This is a genomic window from Mycobacterium sp. E1715 (genome assembly GCF_001667625.1).
Taxonomy (GTDB): domain Bacteria; phylum Actinomycetota; class Actinomycetes; order Mycobacteriales; family Mycobacteriaceae; genus Mycobacterium.
This window is the reverse complement of the sequence record NZ_LZJJ01000168.1, coordinates 14,168-36,232: the sequence shown is the minus strand read 5'-3', so window position 1 is coordinate 36,232 and position 22,065 is coordinate 14,168. Positions and strand designations below refer to the sequence as shown.

General features: G+C 69.1%; 25 protein-coding genes. 20 read left to right on the top strand and 5 right to left on the bottom strand.

What is annotated here, in order from left to right; all coding sequences use genetic code 11:
• Positions 1-24 precede the first annotated feature (24 nt).
• Positions 25-432, top strand: coding sequence for a ChaB family protein (locus tag A9X03_RS09445; protein WP_068016417.1), 408 nt, complete (start codon positions 25-27; stop codon positions 430-432).
• 81 nt (positions 433-513) lie between these two features.
• Complete coding sequence (locus A9X03_RS09440; protein WP_067748753.1) at positions 514-843, top strand: DUF2795 domain-containing protein; 330 nt, start codon at positions 514-516, stop codon at positions 841-843.
• Between the two features lie 22 nt (positions 844-865).
• On the opposite strand, the gene A9X03_RS09435 is transcribed toward A9X03_RS09440, so the two are convergent.
• Both A9X03_RS09435 and A9X03_RS29735 read right to left on the bottom strand, forming a co-directional pair.
• Positions 866-1,705: a glucose 1-dehydrogenase gene (locus A9X03_RS09435; protein ID WP_067891810.1), complete on the bottom strand. Its 840-nt coding sequence runs from the start codon at positions 1,703-1,705 to the stop codon at positions 866-868.
• 67 nt (positions 1,706-1,772) lie between these two features.
• Positions 1,773-1,934, bottom strand: coding sequence for a hypothetical protein (locus A9X03_RS29735; protein WP_197696042.1), 162 nt, complete (start codon positions 1,932-1,934; stop codon positions 1,773-1,775).
• Positions 1,935-2,222: 288 nt separating this feature from the next.
• On the opposite strand from A9X03_RS29735, the gene A9X03_RS09430 reads away from it, so the two are divergent.
• Both A9X03_RS09430 and A9X03_RS09425 read left to right on the top strand, forming a co-directional pair.
• Positions 2,223-2,780, top strand: coding sequence for an MPT63 family protein (locus A9X03_RS09430; RefSeq protein ID WP_067748747.1), 558 nt, complete (start codon positions 2,223-2,225; stop codon positions 2,778-2,780).
• 102 nt (positions 2,781-2,882) lie between these two features.
• Positions 2,883-3,818 carry a lysophospholipid acyltransferase family protein gene (locus A9X03_RS09425; protein ID WP_068016414.1) on the top strand — a complete coding sequence of 312 codons (936 nt, stop codon included), beginning with the start codon at positions 2,883-2,885 and terminating at the stop codon, positions 3,816-3,818.
• Positions 3,819-3,845: 27 nt separating this feature from the next.
• On the opposite strand, the gene A9X03_RS09420 is transcribed toward A9X03_RS09425, so the two are convergent.
• Complete coding sequence (locus tag A9X03_RS09420; RefSeq protein WP_067784618.1) at positions 3,846-4,568, bottom strand: response regulator transcription factor; 723 nt, start codon at positions 4,566-4,568, stop codon at positions 3,846-3,848.
• 216 nt (positions 4,569-4,784) lie between these two features.
• Positions 4,785-5,021: a CsbD family protein gene (locus tag A9X03_RS09415; RefSeq protein WP_067212426.1), complete on the bottom strand. Its 237-nt coding sequence runs from the start codon at positions 5,019-5,021 to the stop codon at positions 4,785-4,787.
• 355 nt (positions 5,022-5,376) lie between these two features.
• Between A9X03_RS09415 and pyrH the strand changes: the two genes are divergently transcribed.
• From pyrH to A9X03_RS09385, 6 genes are all read left to right on the top strand, one after another.
• Positions 5,377-6,147 carry a UMP kinase gene (gene pyrH / locus A9X03_RS09410; protein WP_067748738.1) on the top strand — a complete coding sequence of 257 codons (771 nt, stop codon included), beginning with the start codon at positions 5,377-5,379 and terminating at the stop codon, positions 6,145-6,147.
• Positions 6,148-6,238: 91 nt separating this feature from the next.
• The gene (gene frr / locus A9X03_RS09405) at positions 6,239-6,796 is read left to right on the top strand and encodes a ribosome recycling factor (RefSeq protein WP_067784615.1); all 558 of its coding nucleotides are present in this window, start codon (positions 6,239-6,241) and stop codon (positions 6,794-6,796) included.
• Between the two features lie 32 nt (positions 6,797-6,828).
• Complete coding sequence (locus A9X03_RS09400) at positions 6,829-7,749, top strand: phosphatidate cytidylyltransferase (RefSeq protein ID WP_067748732.1); 921 nt, start codon at positions 6,829-6,831, stop codon at positions 7,747-7,749.
• Positions 7,750-7,772: 23 nt separating this feature from the next.
• On the top strand, positions 7,773-8,867 hold the full coding sequence (gene rlmN / locus A9X03_RS09395) for a 23S rRNA (adenine(2503)-C(2))-methyltransferase RlmN (protein WP_067748729.1): 1,095 nt from the start codon (positions 7,773-7,775) through the stop codon (positions 8,865-8,867).
• A 169-nt stretch (positions 8,868-9,036) separates the two neighbouring features.
• Positions 9,037-9,546 carry a protein disulfide oxidoreductase gene (locus tag A9X03_RS09390; protein WP_068016411.1) on the top strand — a complete coding sequence of 170 codons (510 nt, stop codon included), beginning with the start codon at positions 9,037-9,039 and terminating at the stop codon, positions 9,544-9,546.
• Positions 9,546-10,391, top strand: coding sequence for a cytochrome c biogenesis CcdA family protein (locus tag A9X03_RS09385; protein ID WP_067748723.1), 846 nt, complete (start codon positions 9,546-9,548; stop codon positions 10,389-10,391). Before A9X03_RS09390 ends, A9X03_RS09385 begins: the two co-directional genes overlap by 1 nt.
• 8 nt (positions 10,392-10,399) lie before the next feature.
• On the opposite strand, the gene A9X03_RS09380 is transcribed toward A9X03_RS09385, so the two are convergent.
• Positions 10,400-10,654 (bottom strand): DUF2631 domain-containing protein, encoded by a 255-nt coding sequence (locus A9X03_RS09380; protein ID WP_067748720.1) that lies wholly within the window; start codon positions 10,652-10,654, stop codon positions 10,400-10,402.
• A gap of 77 nt (positions 10,655-10,731) precedes the next feature.
• Between A9X03_RS09380 and dxr the strand changes: the two genes are divergently transcribed.
• The 10 genes from dxr to A9X03_RS09330 all read left to right on the top strand — a co-directional run bounded on the left by dxr (position 10,732) and on the right by A9X03_RS09330 (position 22,063).
• On the top strand, positions 10,732-11,928 hold the full coding sequence (gene dxr, locus A9X03_RS09375) for a 1-deoxy-D-xylulose-5-phosphate reductoisomerase (protein WP_067891797.1): 1,197 nt from the start codon (positions 10,732-10,734) through the stop codon (positions 11,926-11,928).
• Positions 11,929-11,947: 19 nt separating this feature from the next.
• Entirely contained in the window at positions 11,948-13,171 is a 1,224-nt protein-coding gene (locus A9X03_RS09370) for an RIP metalloprotease (RefSeq protein ID WP_067748714.1), read from the top strand.
• Between the two features lie 17 nt (positions 13,172-13,188).
• Entirely contained in the window at positions 13,189-14,355 is a 1,167-nt protein-coding gene (ispG, locus tag A9X03_RS09365; RefSeq protein ID WP_067748711.1) for a flavodoxin-dependent (E)-4-hydroxy-3-methylbut-2-enyl-diphosphate synthase, read from the top strand.
• A 50-nt stretch (positions 14,356-14,405) separates the two neighbouring features.
• Positions 14,406-15,260, top strand: coding sequence for a GNAT family N-acetyltransferase (locus tag A9X03_RS09360; protein WP_068016408.1), 855 nt, complete (start codon positions 14,406-14,408; stop codon positions 15,258-15,260).
• 188 nt (positions 15,261-15,448) lie between these two features.
• Positions 15,449-17,263 (top strand): penicillin-binding transpeptidase domain-containing protein, encoded by a 1,815-nt coding sequence (locus tag A9X03_RS09355; RefSeq protein ID WP_068016405.1) that lies wholly within the window; start codon positions 15,449-15,451, stop codon positions 17,261-17,263.
• Positions 17,264-17,377: 114 nt separating this feature from the next.
• Positions 17,378-17,977 carry a DUF1707 domain-containing protein gene (locus A9X03_RS09350; RefSeq protein ID WP_067784596.1) on the top strand — a complete coding sequence of 200 codons (600 nt, stop codon included), beginning with the start codon at positions 17,378-17,380 and terminating at the stop codon, positions 17,975-17,977.
• Positions 17,978-18,102: 125 nt separating this feature from the next.
• Positions 18,103-18,960, top strand: a complete 858-nt coding sequence (map, locus tag A9X03_RS09345) for a type I methionyl aminopeptidase (protein WP_067748696.1) — start codon at positions 18,103-18,105, stop codon at positions 18,958-18,960.
• A 15-nt stretch (positions 18,961-18,975) separates the two neighbouring features.
• Positions 18,976-20,487: a cobyric acid synthase gene (locus A9X03_RS09340; protein WP_068260730.1), complete on the top strand. Its 1,512-nt coding sequence runs from the start codon at positions 18,976-18,978 to the stop codon at positions 20,485-20,487.
• A gap of 120 nt (positions 20,488-20,607) precedes the next feature.
• On the top strand, positions 20,608-21,168 hold the full coding sequence (locus A9X03_RS09335) for an alpha/beta hydrolase (protein ID WP_197499190.1): 561 nt from the start codon (positions 20,608-20,610) through the stop codon (positions 21,166-21,168).
• 133 nt (positions 21,169-21,301) lie between these two features.
• On the top strand, positions 21,302-22,063 hold the full coding sequence (locus A9X03_RS09330; protein WP_068260726.1) for a gamma-glutamyl-gamma-aminobutyrate hydrolase family protein: 762 nt from the start codon (positions 21,302-21,304) through the stop codon (positions 22,061-22,063).
• The last annotated feature ends 2 nt before the right edge of the window (positions 22,064-22,065 follow it).

The following is a 22,065-nucleotide window of genomic DNA, read 5'->3' as shown; positions in this document are numbered from 1 at the left end:
GAATCCTCCTCGGGTGCGCGTGACGTGTCGCCGCTGGTCGGTTACCCCGATGACCGGGCGGCAATCACCACTTTGCGGCGCTCGAACGCCAAAGCGCAACGCACGTTCGCCAAGACGCATGACGCGGCCGCCGACGAATACGGTAGCGAAGAGCGCGCCCACCGGGTGGCCTATTCCGCCCTCAAGCACAGTTTCGAAAAGGTCGGCGACCATTGGGAGCCCAAAGAAAAGAAGGGTCCGTCGGACGAGCGCGCCGAGAGGGGTGGTCCGCGAGCCTCCGGTGAGTCCGCCGAGGGGGTGGACGCGAACGCAAGCAAGAAGCATCTGCTGGAGCTGGCGCGCCGACTCGACGTCCGGGGAAGGTCCACGATGAGCAAAGCGGAGCTGGTCGACGCGATCAAGAAGCACAATCGCCGGGTCCGCGGCCGCTGAGGACCGCGGCCGCGCCGATGTGACCGAGACCGCACCCCTCGGCCCCGTTTAGGTCCCCGGCTTGCGGGCATTCCGACAGCCATGGTTGCGTCCACCACCCAAAGTCAGCTGCGTCAATGCCTGAGCGATGTGGACTTTCCGGCGAACAAGCAGGATCTGCTTGCCGCCGCCGGCCGCAATGGCTGCGACGACAACACGATTCGCGCGCTGCGGGGCATTCCGCCCGAGACCTACAACAACGCCACCCAGGTCGCCGCGTCCGTCACCATCGCCGACGATCGCGACACCCAGGACGGAGACAAGGCCGCGGCGCGTCGCACCCACACCAAGCCCGGGCTCGCCGAAGGCGCGAAGGACATCGGTGTCCAGAGCCCAATCGTCGACGAGCTGGGTGAAAACCGCGGCTCCTGACCGCTCCTAAGAGCTTGCTGCGCTAGAGAATTGGTCGGCCTCCGGTAACGGCCACCCGCGCGCCGGAGATGTAACTCGCGTCGTCGGAGGCCAACAGCACATAGATGGGGGCGAGCTCCGCGGGTTGCCCCGCGCGGCCCAGCGGCGTGTTCTCACCGAACGATTCGACGCTGTCCGGCGGCATGGTCGACGGAATCAGCGGTGTCCAAATCGGGCCGGGAGCCACGCTGTTGACCCGAATCCCCTTCTCGCCCAGCAGCTGAGCGAGGCTGGCCGAGAAGTTCGCGATGGCGGCCTTGGTTGCCGCGTAGGGTGCCAGGGTGGGGTTGGGCGTGTCGGAGTTGACCGATGAACTACCGATGATCGAGGCGCCGGCCTTCATGTGCGGCACGGCCGCCTTGGCGAGATGGAAGTACGCGCCGACGTTGAGCCGGAACGTGTAATCCCATTCCTCGTCGCTGATTTCGTCGAGGCTTTTGTGCATCATCTGGTATGCGGCGTTGTTGACCAGAATGTCGACGCCGCCGAACTCTTCGACGGCTCGATCCACGACGGCGCGGCAATGCGCGGCGTCGGACAGGTCGCCGGAAACCAGCACGCATTTTCGCCCGGCACCCTCCACGTGGCGGGCGACGTCGCGAGCGTCGTCGTCCTCATTGAGGTAGGAGATCAGCACGTCGGCGCCCTCCCGGGCGAAGGCGATCGCGACCGCGCGGCCGATGCCGCTGTCGCCCCCGGTGATGATCGCCTTTTTACCCGTGAGCTTTCCCGAGCCCCGGTAACTGTTTTCGCCGCAGTCGGGAACCGGGTTCATCTCGGCCTGGACGCCAGGAGGTGATTGTTGTTGAGGCGCAAAGCCCATCTGTTTCCTCTATTCGTGTTCGAGAATTGTTGCGAGCAAACGGCTCGCGGGTTTTACGGCTCGCGCGTCACCGGGCCCGCCGTGGGAACGTCGGGTCGTCGTCGGCCGGGGGCTCGGGATCACGCCACTCCTCGGCGCGACTGGGCCGGTTTCCGCGCAGCGTGCCGTCCAATTCGTGCTTGAGTTCGTCGTCCTCGCGCGGGCTGTGCTTGGAGCTTCCGCGTTCCATCGACGGCCCCTTTCGTCCTCGTCGGTTCGGTCCCGCTCCGACTACCCGCCGGGGCGGGGGCTAATCGCTCGCGTTGCGCCAGTGACCCGGCGTGAATATCGATACGGATGTTAAAAGCTGATGCGAAAGGTGCTGTCCAACAAACGAACCGCTTTTCACCAGCTAACCTGCGTTAATTCCGCCATTCGGCGGATTCACATGTTTAGGCCGGAAGACGAATGGCTATTTGCGATTCGTGTGTGTATTGCCCTTACGGGGGGCGATTGTTCAACACGAAAGGAATGAGCAATGAAGGTCACCAAGAGGGCCATCAAGACAGCCGCCGCGGCCGGGGGTATAGCGGTGGCAAGCGTTTTCGCCGCGTCGACGGCTGCCGCCGCGCCGCCCAACATCCAAGGCTTCGGCACCAGCGAGCAACTCGTCGACGGGCCGCTGATCACCAACTACACGGTGAGCAACCTGCAGCCGAGCAACGTCGCGATTCCGGGCTACACGCCCAAGGGAACGCTCTACCAGGCCGACGTTACCGCCCGGTCGGACGGTGGGCTCGTGACCCCGATGGTCAACGACTTCATCGCCCGCGGCCCGAACGGCCAGAACTACCGGGTGATCGACAAGGTCGGGGCCCCCAACGGCCTTAACCCCGCGCCGATCGCGCAGGGTAACGAGTCGACCGGAACGCTGTACTTCGACGTGACGGGCGCGCCGCCGAACGGCGTCGTCTACAACGACGGGATGCAGGACATCTTGATGTGGACGTCGAATGTGCAGGGTGGCTCGGCGCCTGGCGCCGCCCCGAATGCCAGCCCGGCACCGGGTGCTCCGCCGGCCCCGGCCCACACCTGATCCGGCTTGCGGAAATCTCCCCGCGTCGCGTGCGACGCGGGGAGTTCCGCATTTGGGGGCGGGAGTTGAATCGTGCGCGCGCGAATCGGGTACACCGCACCCATGAGTAACCCGGATCACAGGCCAGCCGAAGTACGCGAACAGGCGAAGCTGAACGCCGAAGAGGCGCGGGCGACGATGGAGGAGCGGCGCAGCGGCCAGGACGGCGGAGTCAGCGGCTGGGTCGCCGAGCGCGCCGGTAGGTGGGATCTCAGCGGCCAGGACGAGACCACTCTGCAGCGGCAGAAATATCTGTGGAACGTGCTGGTGGACTATTGGTTTCGAATGGAAATCGACGGGTGGGACAATATTCCGGCGCCGCCTGCGCTACTGGTCGGCATCCACTCCGGCGCTCCCTTCGTCTGGGACGCCTGGACCGTGGGTCTGCAGTGGTGGCGGCGTTTCGGGCAGGATCGTCCACTGCACGGCACGGCACATGACGCGTTGATGGCGATACCGGTGATCGGCCGGTACTTCCGTTCGATGGGTGTGCTGCCGGCGGCCCCCGACGCGATCGCGACCGCCCTGGCCGAGGGGCGTGACGTCGCGCTGTGGCCCGGCGGGGAAGTGGATTCGCTGCGCCCCTGGACCGAGCGCGACCAAGCCAACCTCGCGGGCCGAAAAGGATTCGTGAAGATGGCGATTCGGGCCGGTGTGCCGATCGTGCCGATCGCCACCGTCGGCGGCGCCGACGCTATGCCGGTGCTGATCCGCGGCGACAAGCTGTCCAAGGCGTTACAGCTGGACCGCCTGCTGCGCCTCAAGGTGTTCCCGCTGGCGATCTCACTGCCGTGGGGGATCGCGCCGGCGGCGCTGCCGCAGCTGCCGCTGCCGGCCAAGATCAGGACCCGGTTCATGCCGGCCGTGGAACTCGACCACGACCCCGAGCGTGCCGAAGACGACGCCTATGTCGAGCGCAAGTACGGCGAGGTCCAGGACGCCATCCAGGAAGGGATGGACGCACTCGCGCGCAAGCGCGCGTTTCCGCTCTTCGGCTGACGCGAACCGCCTCGGGCGCAGGGGTTTTCACTGCGCCGGTGTGGCCTCCGTCAGCGTCGTCGGCTCGTCGCTGATGATCCATTCCGGGTGCGGGGGAGTCGTCGCCATGTACCCCACGCCGCGGACCGTGTCGACCATCGATTGATGCCGGGACCCAAGCTTGGCGCGCAGGCGCCGGATATGGACATCGACCGAACGGACTCGGCCGTTGCAGTCGTAGCCCCACGCCTCGTGCATCAGCCGCGTGCGGGTAAACGGCCGACCGGCATGCTGCACAAGGAAACTCAGCAATTTGAACTCGGTCAGCGTCAAACCCAGGTCCTTGCCTTCCAGCGACCCGGCGAGGCTGGTCGGGTGCAATAGCAGGGCACCGAACTTCAGGCTGCCGTTGATTGCGCTGCGCCGGTGAGCGATCGCCCGTCCCAGCCGTTCCTGTAGTTCACCGGCGTCAGTACCGGGTGGCATGACGTCGTCAACGTTCCACTCGCCGTCGACCGTCACCTCGTCTGCTCGCGACACCACTGCCACCACCGCGGTGGCGGGAGTGTCCGTCGTCAGGCGGCGGCAGGCGGTCTGGGCCGCCGCAAGGTCGCCACGAGCATCGACAATGGCGACGTCGCCGGAATGGCGAGGGCTGTGGCCGTCACCGGTGAGGGGCGCTCGCCGCATGATTCGCGCAAACGAATTCAGCGGCGGCAGAGCGCGATCGAAGTCATCCGCGTCGGTCAGCACTAGTACGTCCAAGGACATCTCCCCCAAACTTCGTGTGGGTTCCCCGGCCCGTAGGCACCTCAGGGAGATGTCTGCAAGCGCAGCGGTGATTACCCGCTCGCCGCGAAATTATGCAAAGTGTGTTGAATTAGCCGGCGACCACACCGGCCTGGCTAACCGGATCCGCCCGTCCCATCCCGAAAAAGCCGATGGGCCCGGTCCGTTTTCACAGACCGGACCCATCCTCCCAGCAAGCTACTGATTGGCCTTCTGGCGCTGCTCAGCGGCCTCGGCGCCGCCGCGGGCCGCCTCGGCCTCGGCTTCCTTCTTCGCCGCGTCGCGCTGGGCTTCAGCCTTGTCCTGCTGGGCCTGGCCCTCGCGGGTGAGGTCGTCTTGACCCGTCACCGCGCCAACGGCCTCCTTAGCCTTGCCCTTGACGTCCTCAACGACGCCCTTGACGGCTTCAGCAGGTCCCGAGTTGTTGTCCGCCATGGATCAGTTCCTCCTCGTAGGCGTACCTGAGCGTTCCGCGCTCACTGCCGATCGCCAAGGCGACCGGCCCGGTCATGCGATGAGGCTGGCCCTTGCTTCTCAAGACCGTGAAATCCCCACCGCGATGGTGCGGATTCCCCCTGCCGGGTACCGCTCAAACATTCGCGGCCCGGCGGTGGTGAAGCCGCCGGATCGGGCGGCCTCACCTGGGCCGACAGCCGCGAAAAGCCGTCGCAATCGCCAACTCTGCGCATAACGCACCCCGCCGACGCCGCGTTGTGCTGCGATGAGGCAGGATGTGAAATGCCGTTCCGGAGACGTCACCCCGGGATGGCACTCTCATGCGAGGAGCCTGATGACGGAGTCCGGGGAGCCCACGGCGACGGAGAATGGATCAGCTGCCGGGCAGCCGCGACCCCGGCCCAAATACTCCCGAGTCCTGCTCAAACTCGGCGGCGAAATGTTCGGCGGCGGCCAGGTCGGCCTCGACCCCGACGTCGTGGCGCGGGTGGCCCGCCAGATCGCCGAGGTGGTGCGCGACGGTGTCCAGGTCGCCGTCGTCATCGGCGGCGGCAACTTCTTCCGGGGCGCGCAACTGCAGCAGCGCGGCATGGAACGCACGCGCTCGGACTACATGGGCATGCTCGGCACGGTCATGAACAGCCTCGCGCTGCAGGACTTCCTGGAAAAGGAGGGCATCGTCACCCGTGTCCAAACCGCGATCACCATGGGGCAGGTCGCCGAGCCCTACCTGCCGCTGCGCGCCGTCCGCCACCTGGAGAAGGGTCGTGTGGTGATCTTCGGGGCCGGCATGGGGCTGCCGTACTTCTCCACCGACACCACGGCCGCGCAGCGCGCGCTGGAGATCCGCGCGGACGTCGTCCTGATGGCCAAGGCGGTCGACGGGGTGTTCACCGAGGACCCGCGGGTGAACCCCGAAGCCGAGCTGATCGCCGCGATCAGTCACCGCGAGGTCATCGACCGGGGGCTGCGGGTGGCCGATGCCACCGCGTTCAGCCTGTGCATGGACAATGGCATGCCGATCCTGGTGTTCAACCTGCTGACCAATGGGAATATCGCCCGCGCGGTCGCCGGTGAGAAAATCGGGACACTGGTCACCACCTGAGGGGAAGCGCGAACGATGATTCGCCCTGGCGACGATGGAGAACGCAGTGATGTGGGGGCACCTCCCGCTTGCGGGGGAAAGGAGCGGCGCAATGATTGACGAGGCTCTATTCGACGCGGAAGAGAAAATGGAGAAGGCCGTAGCGGTCGCCCGTGACGACTTGTCAACCATTCGAACCGGCCGCGCCAATCCGGGCATGTTCTCCCGGATCGCCATCGATTACTACGGCGCCACCACCCCCATCACGCAGCTGGCCAGCATCAACGTCCCGGAGGCCCGGCTGGTCGTGATCAAGCCCTACGAAGCCGGTCAGCTGGGCGCGATCGAGACCGCGATCCGCAACTCCGATCTGGGCGTCAATCCCACCAACGACGGCACCCTGATCCGGGTGGCGGTGCCCCAGCTCACCGAGGAGCGTCGCCGCGAGCTGGTCAAGCAGGCCAAGGGCAAGGGCGAGGACGCCAAGGTGTCGGTGCGCAACATCCGCCGCAAGGCGATGGAGGAGTTGCACCGCATCCGCAAGGACGGCGAGGCCGGCGAGGACGAGGTCGGTCGCGCCGAGAAGGACCTGGACAAGACGACGCACCAGTACATCACCCAGATCGAAGACCTGGTCAAGCACAAAGAAGGCGAGCTGCTGGAGGTCTAGCGGCCGCTCAGCAGCTAAGTTCACCCGGGTCCGTGGCAACCACCGGCGCAGCCAGCACGCCCGACGAGCCGGCGCGTGAGGGCAAGAAGACCGCGCAGCCGGCCAAGACGACCTCGCGCGCGGGACGCGACCTGCGCGCGGCCATCGCGGTCGGCGCCGGGATCGGTGGCGTGCTCATCGTGACGCTGGTCTTCGCCCCCCGCTTCTGGGTCGCGATCGTCGCGATCGCCATCCCCGTCGCCACCCATGAGGTGGTGCGACGGCTGCGCGAGGCCGGATACGTCATCCCGCTGATCCCGTTGCTGATCGGCGGTCAGGCCACCGTCTGGCTGACGTGGCCGTTCCACGCCGCCGGCGCCCTGGCCGGCTTCGGCGGCACGGTGGTGGTGTGCAACGTCTGGCGCCTGTTCATGCAGGACAACAGCAAGCGACCCGAGCCGTTCGCCGGGTCCCCGTCGGCCAACTACCTGCGCGACGCCTCCGCGACGGTGTTCCTGGCCGCGTGGGTGCCGCTGTTCGCCTCCTTCGGCGCCATGCTCGTCTACCCCAAGGACGGCGCCGGCCGGGTGTTCTGCCTGATGGTCACCGTCGTCGCCTCCGACGTGGGCGGCTACGCCGTCGGGGTCCTGTTCGGCAAGCACCCGATGGTGCCCGCGATCAGCCCGAAGAAATCGTGGGAGGGTTTCGCCGGTTCGCTCGTCTTCGGAATCACCGCGGCGATCCTGACCGCGACCTTCCTGGCGCGCAAGCCGCTGTGGATCGGGGCGGTGCTGGGCGTGATCCTGGTGCTGACCTGCACGCTTGGCGATCTGGTCGAGTCGCAGATCAAGCGCGACCTGGGCATCAAGGACATGGGCCGACTACTGCCCGGCCACGGCGGCCTGATGGACCGGCTGGACGGCGTGCTCCCGTCGGCGGTCGCCGCGTGGACGGTGCTGACACTCGTGCCCTGAGAAGGGCCGATACTGGACTGGACATGGTCCAACAACTGGTCTTCACCGAACCCCGCCCCAGCAAGCCGCCGCGGCACCTGGCCGACCTCGACGCGGACGGGCGCGCCTCGGCCGTGGCCGAACTCGGACTGCCGGCGTTCCGCGCCAAGCAGCTCGCGCATCAGTACTACGGCCGCCTGATCGCCGACCCGCGCGAGATGACCGACCTGCCCGCGGCCGTGCGGAACCGGATCGCCGATGCGATGTTCCCGCACCTGCTCACCTCGGCCGCCGAGGTCACCTGCGATGCCGGGCAGACCCGAAAGACGTTGTGGCGCGGCACCGACGGGACCACGTTCGAGTCGGTGCTGATGCGCTACCCGCAGCGCAACACCGTGTGCATCTCCTCACAGGCCGGCTGCGGCATGGCCTGCCCGTTCTGCGCGACGGGGCAGGGGGGGCTGACCCGCAACCTGTCCACCGCGGAGATCCTGGAGCAGGTCCGCTCCGCCGCGGTGGCCCTGCGGGACGATTTCGGCGACCGGCTCTCCAACGTCGTGTTCATGGGCATGGGGGAGCCGCTGGCCAACTACGCGCGGGTGGTGGCCGCGGTGCGTCGCATCACCGAAGCGCCGCCGCACGGCTTCGGCATCTCGGCCCGCTCGGTCACGGTATCCACCGTCGGCCTGGCCCCGGCCATCCGCAAACTCGCCGACGAGCGGCTCGGGGTGACGCTGGCGCTGTCGTTGCACGCGCCCGACGACGAATTACGCGACACGCTGGTGCCGGTCAACAACCGGTGGAAGATAGCCGAGGCGCTCGACGCCGCCCGCTATTACGCCGACGTCACCGGCCGCCGGGTGTCGGTGGAGTATGCGCTGATCCGCGACGTCAACGACCAGCCGTGGCGCGCCGACCTGCTGGGCAAACGCCTGCATCGGGTGCTCGGCCCGCTGGTGCATGTGAACCTGATCCCACTCAACCCGACCCCCGGCAGCGAGTGGGACGCCAGCCCCAAGGCGGCGGAGCGGGAGTTCGTCCGCCGGGTCCGGGCGCACGGGGTGTCGTGCACGGTGCGGGACACCCGCGGCCGCGAGATCAGCGCCGCCTGCGGACAGCTGGCCGCCGAAGGCGGGTAGCTGGAGCGCGGGCGGTTTGGCCGGGGCCTGCGGACAGCTGGCCGCCGAAGGCGGGTAGCTGGAGCGCGGCGGTTTGGCCGGGGCCTGCGGACAGCTGGCCGCCGAAGGGTGAACCCGGGCGGCGCGCCTCACGTCTATCAGGCATAACACCAGCAAACGAGGTGACGCCATGATTGTTCGGTTCTTGACCCCGCTCAGGCTGTTGGCCGCGGCCCTTTTCGGCTCCGCTCTGATATTCGGACTCACCGACGCACCGCGCTCGGCGGCCGCCGACGACCGCCTGCAATTCACCGGGACGACCCTGAGCGGTGCGCCGTTCAACGGCGCCAGCCTGCAGGGCAGGCCCGCGGTGCTGTGGTTCTGGACGCCGTGGTGCCCGTTCTGCAACGCCGAGGCCCCGGGCGTGAGCCAGGTCGCGGCCGCCAACCCCGGCGTCACCTTCGTAGGCGTCGCGGCCCACTCGGACGTCGCGGCGATGCAGAACTTCGTCGCCAAGTACAACCTGAACTTCACCAACCTCAACGACACCGATGGCGCGATCTGGGCTCGCTACAACGTCCCTTGGCAGCCTGCCTACGTGTTCTACCGCGCGGACGGCAGCTCGACGTTCGTGAACAACCCGACTTCGGCGATGCCACAGCAGGAGTTGTCTGACCGGGTTGCCGCGCTGAGGTCCTGATGGATCAGGGTCTCGTCGGCCTGGCCTTCGCCGCCGGGCTGGTGGCGGCCCTGAACCCGTGTGGGTTTGCCATGCTGCCCGCGTACCTCCTGCTGGTGGTGCGGGGCCAGCGGAAGGGGTTGGCCGCGGCCGGACGGGCGCTGGCGGCCACCGCAGGCATGGCGCTCGGCTTCCTGACGGTGTTCGGCTCGTTCGGCGTGCTGACGGTGTCGGCCGCGAGCACCGTGCAGCGGTACGTGCCGTACGCCACGGTGATCGTCGGCGTGATTCTCGTAGCGCTCGGCGGTTGGCTGCTGTCCGGCCGGGGGCTGTCGGCGCTCACCCCGCGGCCGGTGGGCCCGCGGTGGGCGCCCACGGTTCGGCTCGGCTCCATGTACTCCTACGGCGTCAGCTACGCGATCGCCTCGCTCTCCTGCACCGTCGGACCGTTTCTGGCGGTCACCGCGGCGGGCCTGCGGGGCGGATCGATCGTCACGGCCGTAGCGATCTACCTCGCCTACATCGGCGGCCTGACGCTGGTCGTCGGCGTCCTCGCGGTGGCCGCGGCCACCGCGAGCTCGGCGATGGTCGACCACCTGCGGCGCATCCTGCCGATCGTCGACCGAATCAGCGGCGCGCTGCTGGTGCTGGTCGGTGTGTACGTCTGCTACTACGGCGCTTACGAGGTGCGCCTGTTGGGCGCCAACGCGGACCCGCGGGATGCGGTTATCACGGCCGCCGGGCGCGTTCAGGGGGCGTTGGCCGGCTGGGTGCATCAACACGGGGTTTGGCCGTGGGCGGTGGCCGCGCTCGCGCTGACGGCCCTCGTGGTCGGCGGCGCCCGGTATCGCCGGGCGAAACGTTAGGGCGGCGACTACCTGATCCAGCCGCGCCGGCGGCCCCACAGGTCGCGGACGAGGACGACGAGCACCAACGCGGCGAAGCCGATCAGGAACCAGTTCTCGACGTGGCCCACGTGGTTGCCGCGCAGCATCGCCAGCAGGAACCCGAAGATGACCAGGCCGGTGATGTGCCAGGTGCGGTGATTGATCCGGCTCCAGCCCCACGCCGCCGAAGGCACCTCAACGGTGTCGACGCCGGTGAACTGTTCCACCTCGGTACTGGCCACGGTGAGTCCCTTTCGTGATCGGCTGGTAGGGAGATTCTGGCACACCCGTCGCTGGACCGAGCAGGCACAATGAGTGGGTGACAATCGCGACGCCCGAGGGCCGCCTGCGCGTGCTGGTGCTGGGCAGCACCGGCTCGATCGGCACCCAGGCGCTGGAGGTGATGGCGGCCAATCCGGACCGCTTCGAGGTGGTCGGCCTGGCCGCGGGCGGCGCGAATCTGGACATTCTGCAGCGGCAGCGCGCCGAAACCGGCGTCACCAACGTCGCCGTCGCCGACGAACGCGCGGCGCAGATCGCCGACGTTCCCTACCGCGGCCCTGAGGCGGTGACCCGCCTGATCCAGGACACCGAGGCCGACGTCGTGCTCAACGCGCTGGTGGGCGCGCTGGGCCTGCGGCCGACGCTGGCGGCGCTGGAATCGGGCGCCCGGCTGGCGCTGGCCAACAAGGAATCCCTGGTGGCAGGTGGGCCGCTGGTCCTCGAGGCGGCGCGTCCGGGTCAGATCGTGCCCGTCGACTCCGAACACTCCGCGCTGGCGCAGTGCCTGCGCGGCGGCGCCCCCGAGGAGGTCGCGAAGCTGGTGCTGACGGCCTCCGGCGGGCCGTTCCGCGGCTGGACCGCCGCCCAGCTCGAGGGCGTCACCCCGGAGCAGGCCGGAGCGCACCCGACGTGGTCGATGGGCCCGATGAACACCCTGAACTCGGCGTCGCTGGTCAACAAAGGCCTCGAACTCATCGAAACGCACCTGCTGTTCGGCATCGCCTACGACCGCATCGAGGTCGTCGTGCACCCCCAATCGATTGTTCATTCGATGGTCACCTTCGTGGACGGGTCGACCATCGCCCAGGCCAGCCCCCCGGACATGAAGCTGCCCATCTCGCTGGCCCTGGGCTGGCCGGCCCGGGTTCCGGGGGCGGCGGCCGCCTGCGACTTCCGCACCGCCTCTAGCTGGGAATTCGAGCCGTTGGACAGCGAAGTTTTCCCCGCCGTCGAGCTGGCCCGGTACGCCGGCCAGACGGGCGGCTGCATGACCGCCGTGTACAACGCGGCCAACGAGGAAGCCGCCGAGGCGTTCCTGCAAGGCCGCATCGGGTTCCCCGCCATCGTCAAAACCATCGCGGACGTGCTGCACGCCGCGGACCAATGGGCGGTTTCACCCGCTAACGTGGATGAGGTACTAGACGCGCAGCGCTGGGCGCGGGAGCGGGCGCAACGCGCCGTCGCACACGCACGGCCCACCGAGGCGTCCGTCAACGCCTCCGGAATGGTGTGAGAAAGGTCCTGCAGCGAAGATGATGTTCGTTATCGGCATTGTGCTGTTCGCCCTCGCCATCCTGATCTCGGTGGCCCTGCACGAGTGCGGCCACATGTGGGTCGCCCGCGCCACCGGCATGAAGGTGCGCCGCTATTTCGTCGGGTTCGGCCCCACGCTGTGGTCGACGCGGCGCGGCGAGACCGAGTACGGCCTCAAGGCCGTGCCGCTGGGCGGCTTCTGCGACATCGCCGGGATGACCTCGGTCGAGGAGCTGGCGCCCGACGAAACCGACCGCGCGATGTTCAAGCAGGACACGTGGAAGCGCGTCGCGGTGCTGTTCGCCGGGCCGGGCATGAACTTCGTCATCTGCCTGGTGCTGATCTACGGCATCGCCCTGATCTGGGGCTTGCCGAACCTGCATCCGCCGACCAGGGCGGTCGTCGGCGAAACCGCTTGTGTCGCACCGGAAGTGGCCCCCGGCAAGATCGCGGACTGCACCGGCCCCGGTCCGGCCGCGCTGGCCGGGATCCGCGCGGGCGACGTCGTGGTCAAGGTCGGCGACACCCAGGTGTCCACCTTCGAGGACATGGCCGCCGCGATCCGCAAGATGCACGGCACCGTCCCGGTCGTCGTCGAGCGTGGCGGCAACACGATCACCACCTACGTCGACGTCACGCCCACCCAGCGCTTCTTGACGAACGGGCCCACCGGGCAGGGCGGTCAGGCGGCGCCGTCGACGGTCGGCGCCATCGGCGTCGCCGCCGTCAAGCTCGCACCCACGCACTACGGGGTGTTCTCCGCCGTGCCGGCGACGTTCGCGTTCACCTGGGACCTGACCGGCGAGGTGGGCAAGGCGCTCGTCACCATCCCCACCAAGGTGGGCGCCCTGGTGCACGCCATCGGCGGTGGACAGCGCGACCCGCAGACCCCGATGAGCGTGGTCGGCGCCAGCATCATCGGCGGCGACACCGTCGACCATGGGCTCTGGGTGGCGTTCTGGTTCTTCCTGGCCCAGCTGAACCTCATCCTGGGCGCGATCAACCTGGTGCCGTTGCTGCCGTTCGACGGCGGCCACATCGCCATCGCGACGTTCGAAAAGATCCGCAACCTCGTCCGGTCGGCGCGCGGCATGGTCGCGGCCGCACCGGTGAACTACCTCAAGCTGATGCCCGCCACCTACGTGGTGCTGGTGTTCGTGGTCGGGTACATGTTGCTGACCGTGACCGCTGATCTGGTCAACCCGATCAGGCTCTTCCAGTAACGAGAGAAGGAAAACAAGTGTCCGTTGGCCTGGGCATGCCGGACGCCCCGGCGCCCACGCTCGCCCCCCGCCGCAAGACGCGCCAACTCATGGTGCGCGATGTCGGCGTCGGCAGCGACCATCCGATTTCGGTGCAGTCCATGTGCACCACCAAGACCCACGACGTCAACACGACGCTGCAGCAGATCGCCGAGCTGACCGCCGCCGGCTGCGACATCGTGCGGGTGGCCTGCCCGCGTCAGGAGGACGCCGACGCGCTCGCCGAGATCGCGCGGCACAGCCAGATCCCGGTGATCGCCGACATCCACTTCCAGCCGAAGTACATCTTCGCCGCCATCGACGCCGGCTGCGCCGCGGTGCGGGTTAACCCCGGCAACATCAAGGAATTCGACGGCCGGGTCGGCGAGGTCGCCAAGGCGGCGGCCGCGGCCGGCATCCCGATCCGCATCGGCGTCAACGCCGGCTCGCTGGACAAGCGGTTCATGGAGAAGTACGGCAAGGCCACCCCCGAGGCGCTGGTCGAATCCGCGCTGTGGGAGGCCTCGCTGTTCGAGGAGCACGGCTTCGGTGACATCAAGATCAGCGTCAAGCACAACGACCCGGTCGTGATGGTCGCCGCCTACGAGCAGCTGGCCGCGCAGTGCGACTACCCGCTGCACCTGGGCGTGACCGAGGCCGGTCCGGCGTTCCAGGGCACCATCAAGTCCGCGGTCGCCTTCGGTGCGCTGCTGTCGCGGGGGATCGGCGACACCATTCGCGTGTCGCTCTCCGCGCCGCCGGTCGAAGAGGTCAAGGTCGGCATCCAGATCCTCGAGTCGCTGAACCTGCGGCCGCGCGGTCTGGAGATCGTGTCCTGCCCGTCCTGCGGGCGCGCCCAGGTCGACGTCTACACCCTGGCCAACGCGGTCACCGCCGGGCTGGACGGCCTCGACGTCCCGCTGCGGGTCGCCGTGATGGGCTGCGTGGTGAACGGCCCCGGCGAGGCGCGCGAGGCCGACCTGGGCGTCGCGTCGGGAAATGGCAAGGGACAGATCTTCGTTCGCGGCGAGGTGATCAAGACCGTGCCCGAAGCGCAGATCGTCGAGACGCTCATCGAGGAGGCCATGCGGCTGGCATCGGAGATGGGAACCGATCACGGTCCTGACACAACATCAAGCGGTTCGCCGATCGTGACCGTAAGCTGATGGGGTCCGATTTCCCGGTCCTTTAGTTCGCAGCACAGAGAGTTCGCCAGATGTCGGCTCCGCCCCTCTTCCGCCTTGTCGGCGAGCGACGGGTGTCGGTGGTGCGTGACGCCGCCGCCGTCTGGCGGGTGTTCGACGAGGATCCGGTCGGGTCGTGCATGGTCGCGGCCCGGGTGGCGGATCACGGCATCGACCCCAACTCCATCGGCGGGGAACTGTGGACCCTGCGCGGCGCGGACGAGTCGCTGTGCTTCGCCGGCGCCAACCTGATTCCGTTGCGGGGCACTCCGGCGGACATGGACGCCTTCGCCGACGAGGCGATGAGCGGAGCCCGCCGTTGTTCCTCCCTGGTCGGCCGGGCCGATCTGGTGATGCGGATGTGGGAACGGCTCGAGTCGGCGTGGGGCCCGGCCCGGGACGTGCGCGATCGCCAGCCGTTGCTGGCGCTGTCCCGCCACCCCAACTGCGACATCGACACCGGGGTGCGGCAGGTCCGGCCGGACGAGCTGGACGCCTACCTGGTGGCCGCGGTGGACATGTTCATCGGCGAGGTGGGCGTCGACCCCCGCATCGGCGACGGCGGCCGGGGATACCGGCGCCGGGTGGCCAGCCTCATCGCGGCGGGCCGCGCGTGGGCCCGCTTCGAACAGGGCCAGGTCGTCTTCAAGGCCGAGGTGGGCTCGCAGTCGCCGGGCGTCGGGCAGATCCAGGGCGTATGGGTGCACCCCGAGTGGCGGGGCCTTGGCCTCGGCACCGCAGGGACCGCGACGGTGGCCGCGGTGATCGTCGGCAGCGGGCGCACCGCCAGCCTCTACGTCAACAGCTTCAACACGGTGGCTCGCGCCGCGTACGCCCGGGTCGGCTTCGCCGAGGTGGGCACCTTCGCGACGGTGTTGCTGGACTGACCCGCTTGCCGCCGAACGCCCGGGGTCCCGGGCGCTGGGCGGTCGCCGCGCGAGGGTGCGGCCAGCCGCACACCCGGCACCGAATTCGCGGCTCGCCGCGCACTCGGCGGAACGCCCGCGTTACATCACGGTCCGATCTCGGTGTGTCGACCCCGGTGCCGCAGCCGAGCTTCATAACATCTGTACCAATGGTCACAAAAACCCCACTGGTAATCGTGGCGGCCGGGTTGCTCCTCGCGGCCGTCGCGACGTCCGGGTGCACCCCGCGACCCGACGGCCCCGGCCCGGCGGCCGAAAAGTTCTTCGCCGCCCTGGCGATCGGCGACACCGCCACGGCCGCCCAACTCAGCGACAACCCCAACGAGGCCCGCGAAGCGCTCAACGCCGCGTGGGCGGGGCTGCAGGCGAGCCACCTCGACACGCAGATCCTCAACGCCAAGTACGCCGAGGACACCGGCACGGTCGGCTACCGCTTCACCTGGCACCTGCCCAAGAACCGGACCTGGACCTATGACGGCCAGCTGAAGATGGCGCGCGACGAAGGCCGCTGGGAGGTCCGGTGGACCACCACCGGCCTGCACCCCAAACTTGGCGAGCACCAGACGTTCGCCTTGCGCGCCGACGCGCCGCGGCGCGCCTCGGTCAACGAGCTCGGCGGCACCGACGTGCTGGTGCCCGGCTACCTGTACCACTACACGCTGGACGCCACCCAGGCCGGATCCGGAGCCGCCCTGATCGGCACGGCGCACGCGATCGTGGACGTCCTGCGCCCGTTCAACGGCACGCTGGCCGACCCGCAGTTGCTCGCCGAGCAGGCCAGCTCGGCGACTCAGCCGGTGGACCTGGTGACGTTGCACCCCGACGACAACGACAAGGTCTTCCCGGCCATCGGCCGGCTGCCCGGCGTCGTCGTCACGCCTCAGCCCGAGATCCTGCCCACCGACCCGCATTTCGCCCCGGCGGTCATGGCCGAGGTGAAGAAGGCCGTGGTCGACCAGCTCGACGGCGAGGCGGGCTGGCGGGTGGTCAGCGTCAACCAGAACGGCGTCGAAGTCGAGGTGCTGCACGAGGTGGCGGGTTCGCCGGCGCCGTCGATCTCGATCACGCTGGACCGGGTGGTGCAGAACGCCGCGCAGCGCGCGGTGGACACCCGCGGCGGCAAGGCGATGATGGTCGTGATCAAGCCGTCGACCGGGGAGATCCTGGCGATCGCGCAGAACGGCGGGGCCGACGCCGACGGCCTGGTGGCCACCACCGGCCTGTTCCCACCGGGTTCGACGTTCAAGATGGTCACCGCTGGCGCCGCCGTCGACCGCGACATGGCCACCCCCAACACCATGCTGGGCTGCCCGGGCCACCTCGACATCGGGCACCGCACCATCCCCAACTACGGCGGCTTCGACCTCGGCGTGGTGCCGATGTCGCGGGCGTTCGCCAGTTCCTGCAACACCACCTTCGCCGAGCTCAGCAGCAAGATGCCGCCCCGGGGCCTGACGCAGGCGGCCAGCCGGTACGGCATCGGGCTGGACTATCAGGTGGACGGCATCACTACGGTGACCGGGTCGGTGCCCCCGACAGTCGACCTCGCCGAGCGCACCGAAGACGGTTTCGGCCAGGGCAAGGTGCTGGCCAGCCCGTTCGGCATGGCCCTCGTGGCGGCCACCGTCGCGGCAGGCAAGACGCCGACGCCGCAGCTCATCGCGGGCCGACCGACCGCGGTGCAGGGCGACACCACCCCGATCAGCCCGAAGATGGTGGACGCCCTGCGGCCGATGATGCGGCTGGTGGTGACCAATGGCACCGCGAAGGAGATCGCCGGCTGCGGGGCCGTCTACGGGAAGACCGGTGAGGCCGAATTCCCGGGCGGATCGCACTCCTGGTTCGCCGGGTACCGCGGCGACCTGGCGTTCGCGTCGCTGATCGTCGGGGGCGGCAGCTCGGAATACGCGGTCCGGATGACGAAGGTGATGTTCGAGTCGCTGCCGCCCGACTTCCTGGCCTAGCGCCCAGCCCGGTAGCCCCTGCTGGGCGAGGGTGCGCAGAATGCCGCCCGCAGCGGCGTGTCGTCGTACAAACACGCACGCTCGCGAGGGTCCCGGGAGCGGTAAATTGCGAACATGACGGATCCCGGCGGCGACATGGTGGCATTGCGGGTCTCCGACGCCGACCGCAACGGCACCATGCGGCGACTGCACAACGCCGTCGCGCTCGGGCTGATCGACATCGACGAGTTCGAGCAGCGCTCGTCCCAGGTGTCGTATGCCCGGACCCGGGGCGAGCTGGACGGGCTGGTTGGCGACCTGCCCGGGCCGGGCGCCATCGTCACCTCCGCGGCCGACCGGGTGGAGCTGCGCGGCTGGGCCGGCTCGCTGAAACGCCACGGCGAGTGGACGGTGCCCACCCGCCTGGCCCTCGTCCGCCGGCTGGGCTCGATCGAACTCGACCTCACCAAGGCGCGGTTCGCGGGCCCGGTGGTGGTGATCGAACTCGACATGAGGGGCGGCTCGGTGGACATCCGGCTGCCCGACGGGGCGAGCGCGTCGATCGACGACGTCCAGGTCTATGTGGGCAGCGCCCGCGACCGCCGCAGGGACGCCCCCGGCGAGGGAAGGCCGCATGTGATCCTGACCGGGCGGGTGGTGTGCGGCTCGGTGAACATCCGGGGACCGCGGCGTTCGCTGATCCGCGGCCGGCTGGACGGTTTGCGTCGCGCATGACTCGGCCCGGGAGGCTGGCGTGTCGCCGCCCTCGGTGCGCGCCTCGACGCCGAGGATGCGCACGCGACGCCGCCGACGCACCCGCACCGACGGCGCCGCGGAGTGAGCGTCGCTAAGCTGGCCCCATGCCTGCTCGCACCGCGCTTTCCCCGGGAGAGTTGTCCCCGACTCTGCCGGTGCCCGTCCGCATCCCGCGCCCGGAGTACGCCTGGAAATCCAGCGTGCGCGAGGGCAGCGAGCCGTGGGTGCAGACGCCGGAGGTGATCGAGAAGATGCGCGTCGCCGGCCGGATCGCGGCCGGCGCGCTGCAGGAGGCGGGCAAGGCCGTGGCGCCAGGGGTGACGACCGACGAACTGGACCGGATCGCCCACGAGTACATGATCGACCACGGCGCCTATCCATCGACCCTGGGCTACAAGGGCTTCCCGAAGTCGTGCTGCACGTCGCTCAACGAGGTCATCTGCCACGGCATCCCCGACTCGACCGTGATCGCCGACGGGGACATCGTCAACATCGACGTCACGGCCTACATCGACGGGGTGCACGGCGACACCAACGCGACGTTCCTCGCCGGCGACGTGTCCGAGGAGCACCGGCTGCTCGTGGAGCGCACCCGGGAGGCGACGATGCGCGCGATCAATGCCGTCAAGCCGGGACGGGCGCTCTCGGTCGTCGGCCGCGTCATCGAGGCCTACGCGAATCGGTTCGGCTACAACGTGGTTCGCGACTTCACCGGCCACGGCATCGGCACCACGTTTCACAACGGCCTGGTGGTGCTGCACTACGACCAGCCGTCGGTGGCGACGATCATGCAGCCTGGCATGACGTTCACCATCGAACCGATGATCAACCTCGGAAGCCTGGACTACGAGATCTGGGACGACGGCTGGACCGTGGTCACCAAGGACCGCAAGTGGACCGCGCAGTTCGAGCACACCCTCCTGGTGACCGACACCGGCGTCGAAATCCTCACCTCCGTTTGAGGAAGCCGTGAACCCTTGAGCGGGGCGCTGCTGGTCGCCGGCACCACCTCCGACGCCGGGAAATCGGTGGTGGCGGCGGGTCTGTGCCGGTTGCTGGCACGCCGCGGCGTTCGGGTGGCGCCGTTCAAGGCGCAGAACATGTCCAACAACTCCGTGGTCACCGTCGAAGGTGGCGAGATCGGCCGGGCGCAGGCGCTGCAGGCGCGGGCGGCGGGGCTGGAGCCCAGCGTGCGGTTCAATCCCATCCTGCTCAAACCGGGCAGCGATCGGACGTCGCAGCTGGTGATCCGGGGCCAGGTCGCCGATTCGGTCACGGCGGCAAGCTATGTGAAGCATCGCGACCGCCTCGCCGGGATCGTCGCACACGAATTGTCCGCCCTGCGTGCCGAGTTCGACGCCGTCATCTGCGAAGGCGCCGGCTCACCGGCCGAAATCAATTTGCGCGCCACGGATCTGGCCAACATGGGCCTGGCCAGGGCGGCGGACCTGCCGGTGATTCTGGTCGGTGACATCGACCGCGGCGGGCTGCTGGCCCACCTGTTCGGGACGGTCGCCGTGCTCGATCCCGACGACCAGGCGCTGATCGCGGGCTTCGTGGTCAACAAGTTCCGCGGTGACCCCGCTCTGCTGGAACCCGGGCTGCGCCAGCTGCGGGCGATGACCGGGCGCCCGACCTACGGGGTGTTGCCGTACACCGACGAGCTCTGGCTGGACGCCGAGGACTCCTTATCGGTGGTCGCGCACCGCGTCGTCGGCAGCCCCGCGCCGCCGCGCGGGCGCGAGTGGCTGCGGGTGGCCGCGATCCGGCTGCCCCGGATCTCCAACTCCACCGACGTCGAGGCGCTGGCCTGCGAACCTGGCGTCATGGTGCGCTGGACTACCGACCCCGCCGACCTGGCCGACACCGACCTGATCGTGCTGCCCGGGAGCAAATCCACCGTCGCCGATTTGGCCTGGCTGCGCGAGCTCGGGCTGGCCGACGCGGTCACCGCGCACGCCGCGACCGGCAAGCCGGTGCTGGGCATCTGCGGGGGCTTCCAAATGCTGTGCCGGCGCATCGACGACACCGTGGAATCGGGGGCGGGCGAGGTCGCCGGGCTGGGGCTGTTGAACGCGGACATCGTCTTCGGCGAGCCCAAGGTTCTGCGTCGCTGGCCGCCGCCGCTCGCCGGCTACGAAATCCACCACGGCCGCGTCTCGCGTTGCGCCGAGGAGAGCTGGTTCGGCGCGGAGGGCGGGCGCGACTGCGAACCACACGGCCTCGCGCGGGGCGCGGTCTTCGGCACCCACTGGCACGGGCTGCTCGACAACGACGACTTCCGACGCGCGTGGCTTACCCGCGTCGCGGCCGCGGCGGGCCGTGGCGGGTTCGTCGTCGCCCATACCGACGTCTCCGCGCGACGCGACGCTCAGCTGGACACAATCGCCGATTTGCTGGCCGCCCATCTCGACGTCGACGCGGTTCTGGGCCTGCTCGACGATGTGCCGCCACGACGACCGCATATCGCAACTCGGTTGCGGCCGTAGGGCATTCACGCGCATGTGCGCACACGGCAATCGAATTTACGGCGACGCAAAACCCGTTGGGCGCGCACGGAATTCGACAAATCCTCGCGCGCGCAGGCCGATCCGCTGTAGCGTGCGTGAATGCCCTCCATGATGACCACGCTCGACGGGTTCCCCGTCCCGGTAGCGGTGGCTGGTCCCGAGCAGGGCGTCGTGGTGGCCATCCTGGGGGACGAGGAACGAGTTCCCGCCGCGTATGACGCGGTCTGCGAGCGTCTGCACACGGCATCGCTTCGGACCGTCGTCATCGGCCTCGACCCGCGCCTGACCCCCAAATCGGTGATCGGCATCCTCGACGCGCTGGGAATCGGCTGGGCCGTCGTGGTGGGCGACCGCGCCGGCGGCGACCTGGCCTGGGAATTGGCGGCGACGAAGCTGGGCCGGTTCGTCGGACTGGTCGTTATCGACCGTGGGCACCCGCGGGCCGCCGACCGCGACGGCGTGGTTCGCGACGACCACTGCCCGCCGGTGGAGATCGGCACCACCGTGCTGGTCAGCTCCCCGGCGGCGCGCGCGGTGGCCCGCGCCAGCCAGCAGTACGTCTACGCGGAATACCGCGTGGTGCACCTGGGGCGGCGCACGGTGCAGGAGTCGACGGCACAGTTGGCCGCCGAGATCGTGTTGCGCACCAGTACCTGGTAGCCACCCCTTCACGCCGAAGATCCACTCGCACAAGCGCTTTGCCCGGTCCTCCGCGTGCGGGCGGCGCCGGTCGGTGCGGGGCGGTACCGTGTCGAACGGAGCCCGGAGCGCCCGCGCTGAGCGGTCGCTCGACATGAAATCGGGGAAAGGACGCTCGGTTGTGAACGCCCGTGGGCGCCCGGTGGTGGGCCTGACCTCATACCTGGAGCGGGTCCGGACCGGCATCTGGGAGATGCCCGCGGGCTACCTGCCGGCTGATTACTTCCAGGGCGTCGTCATCGCCGGCGGGGCCGCGGTGTTGCTGCCACCCCAACCGGCGGAACCGCAGACAGTCGGCTCGGTCTTGGACGGCCTGCACGCGCTCGTGATCACCGGGGGCTACGACTTGGACCCCGCCGGGTACGGCCAGCGCCCGCATCCGAGCACCGATCGGCCGCGCGTGGACCGCGACGCCTGGGAGTTCGCGTTGCTGCGCGGCGCGTTGGACCGGGGTTTGCCGGTGCTGGGCATCTGTCGTGGCGCGCAGGTGCTCAACGTGGCGCTCGGCGGCACCCTGCATCAACACCTGCCCGACGTGCTCGGACACGACGGGCACCGGGCGGGCAACGGGGTGTTCACCAAATTGCCGGTGCGCACGGTCGCGGGCAGCCGGCTGGCCGCCCTGGTGGGGGAGTCCACCACCGCGCAGTGCTATCACCACCAGGCGATCGACCAAGTCGGCGAGGGTCTCGTGGTCAGCGCCTGGGACCCCGACGGTGTGGTCGAGGCGCTGGAGCTGCCCGGGGACGGCTTTGTCCTTGCGGTGCAATGGCATCCGGAACAGTCCCTGGACGACATGCGCCTCTTCGCCGCGATCGTGGACGCGGCGCGGTCGTATGCGACGCGCGCGAGCTGAGC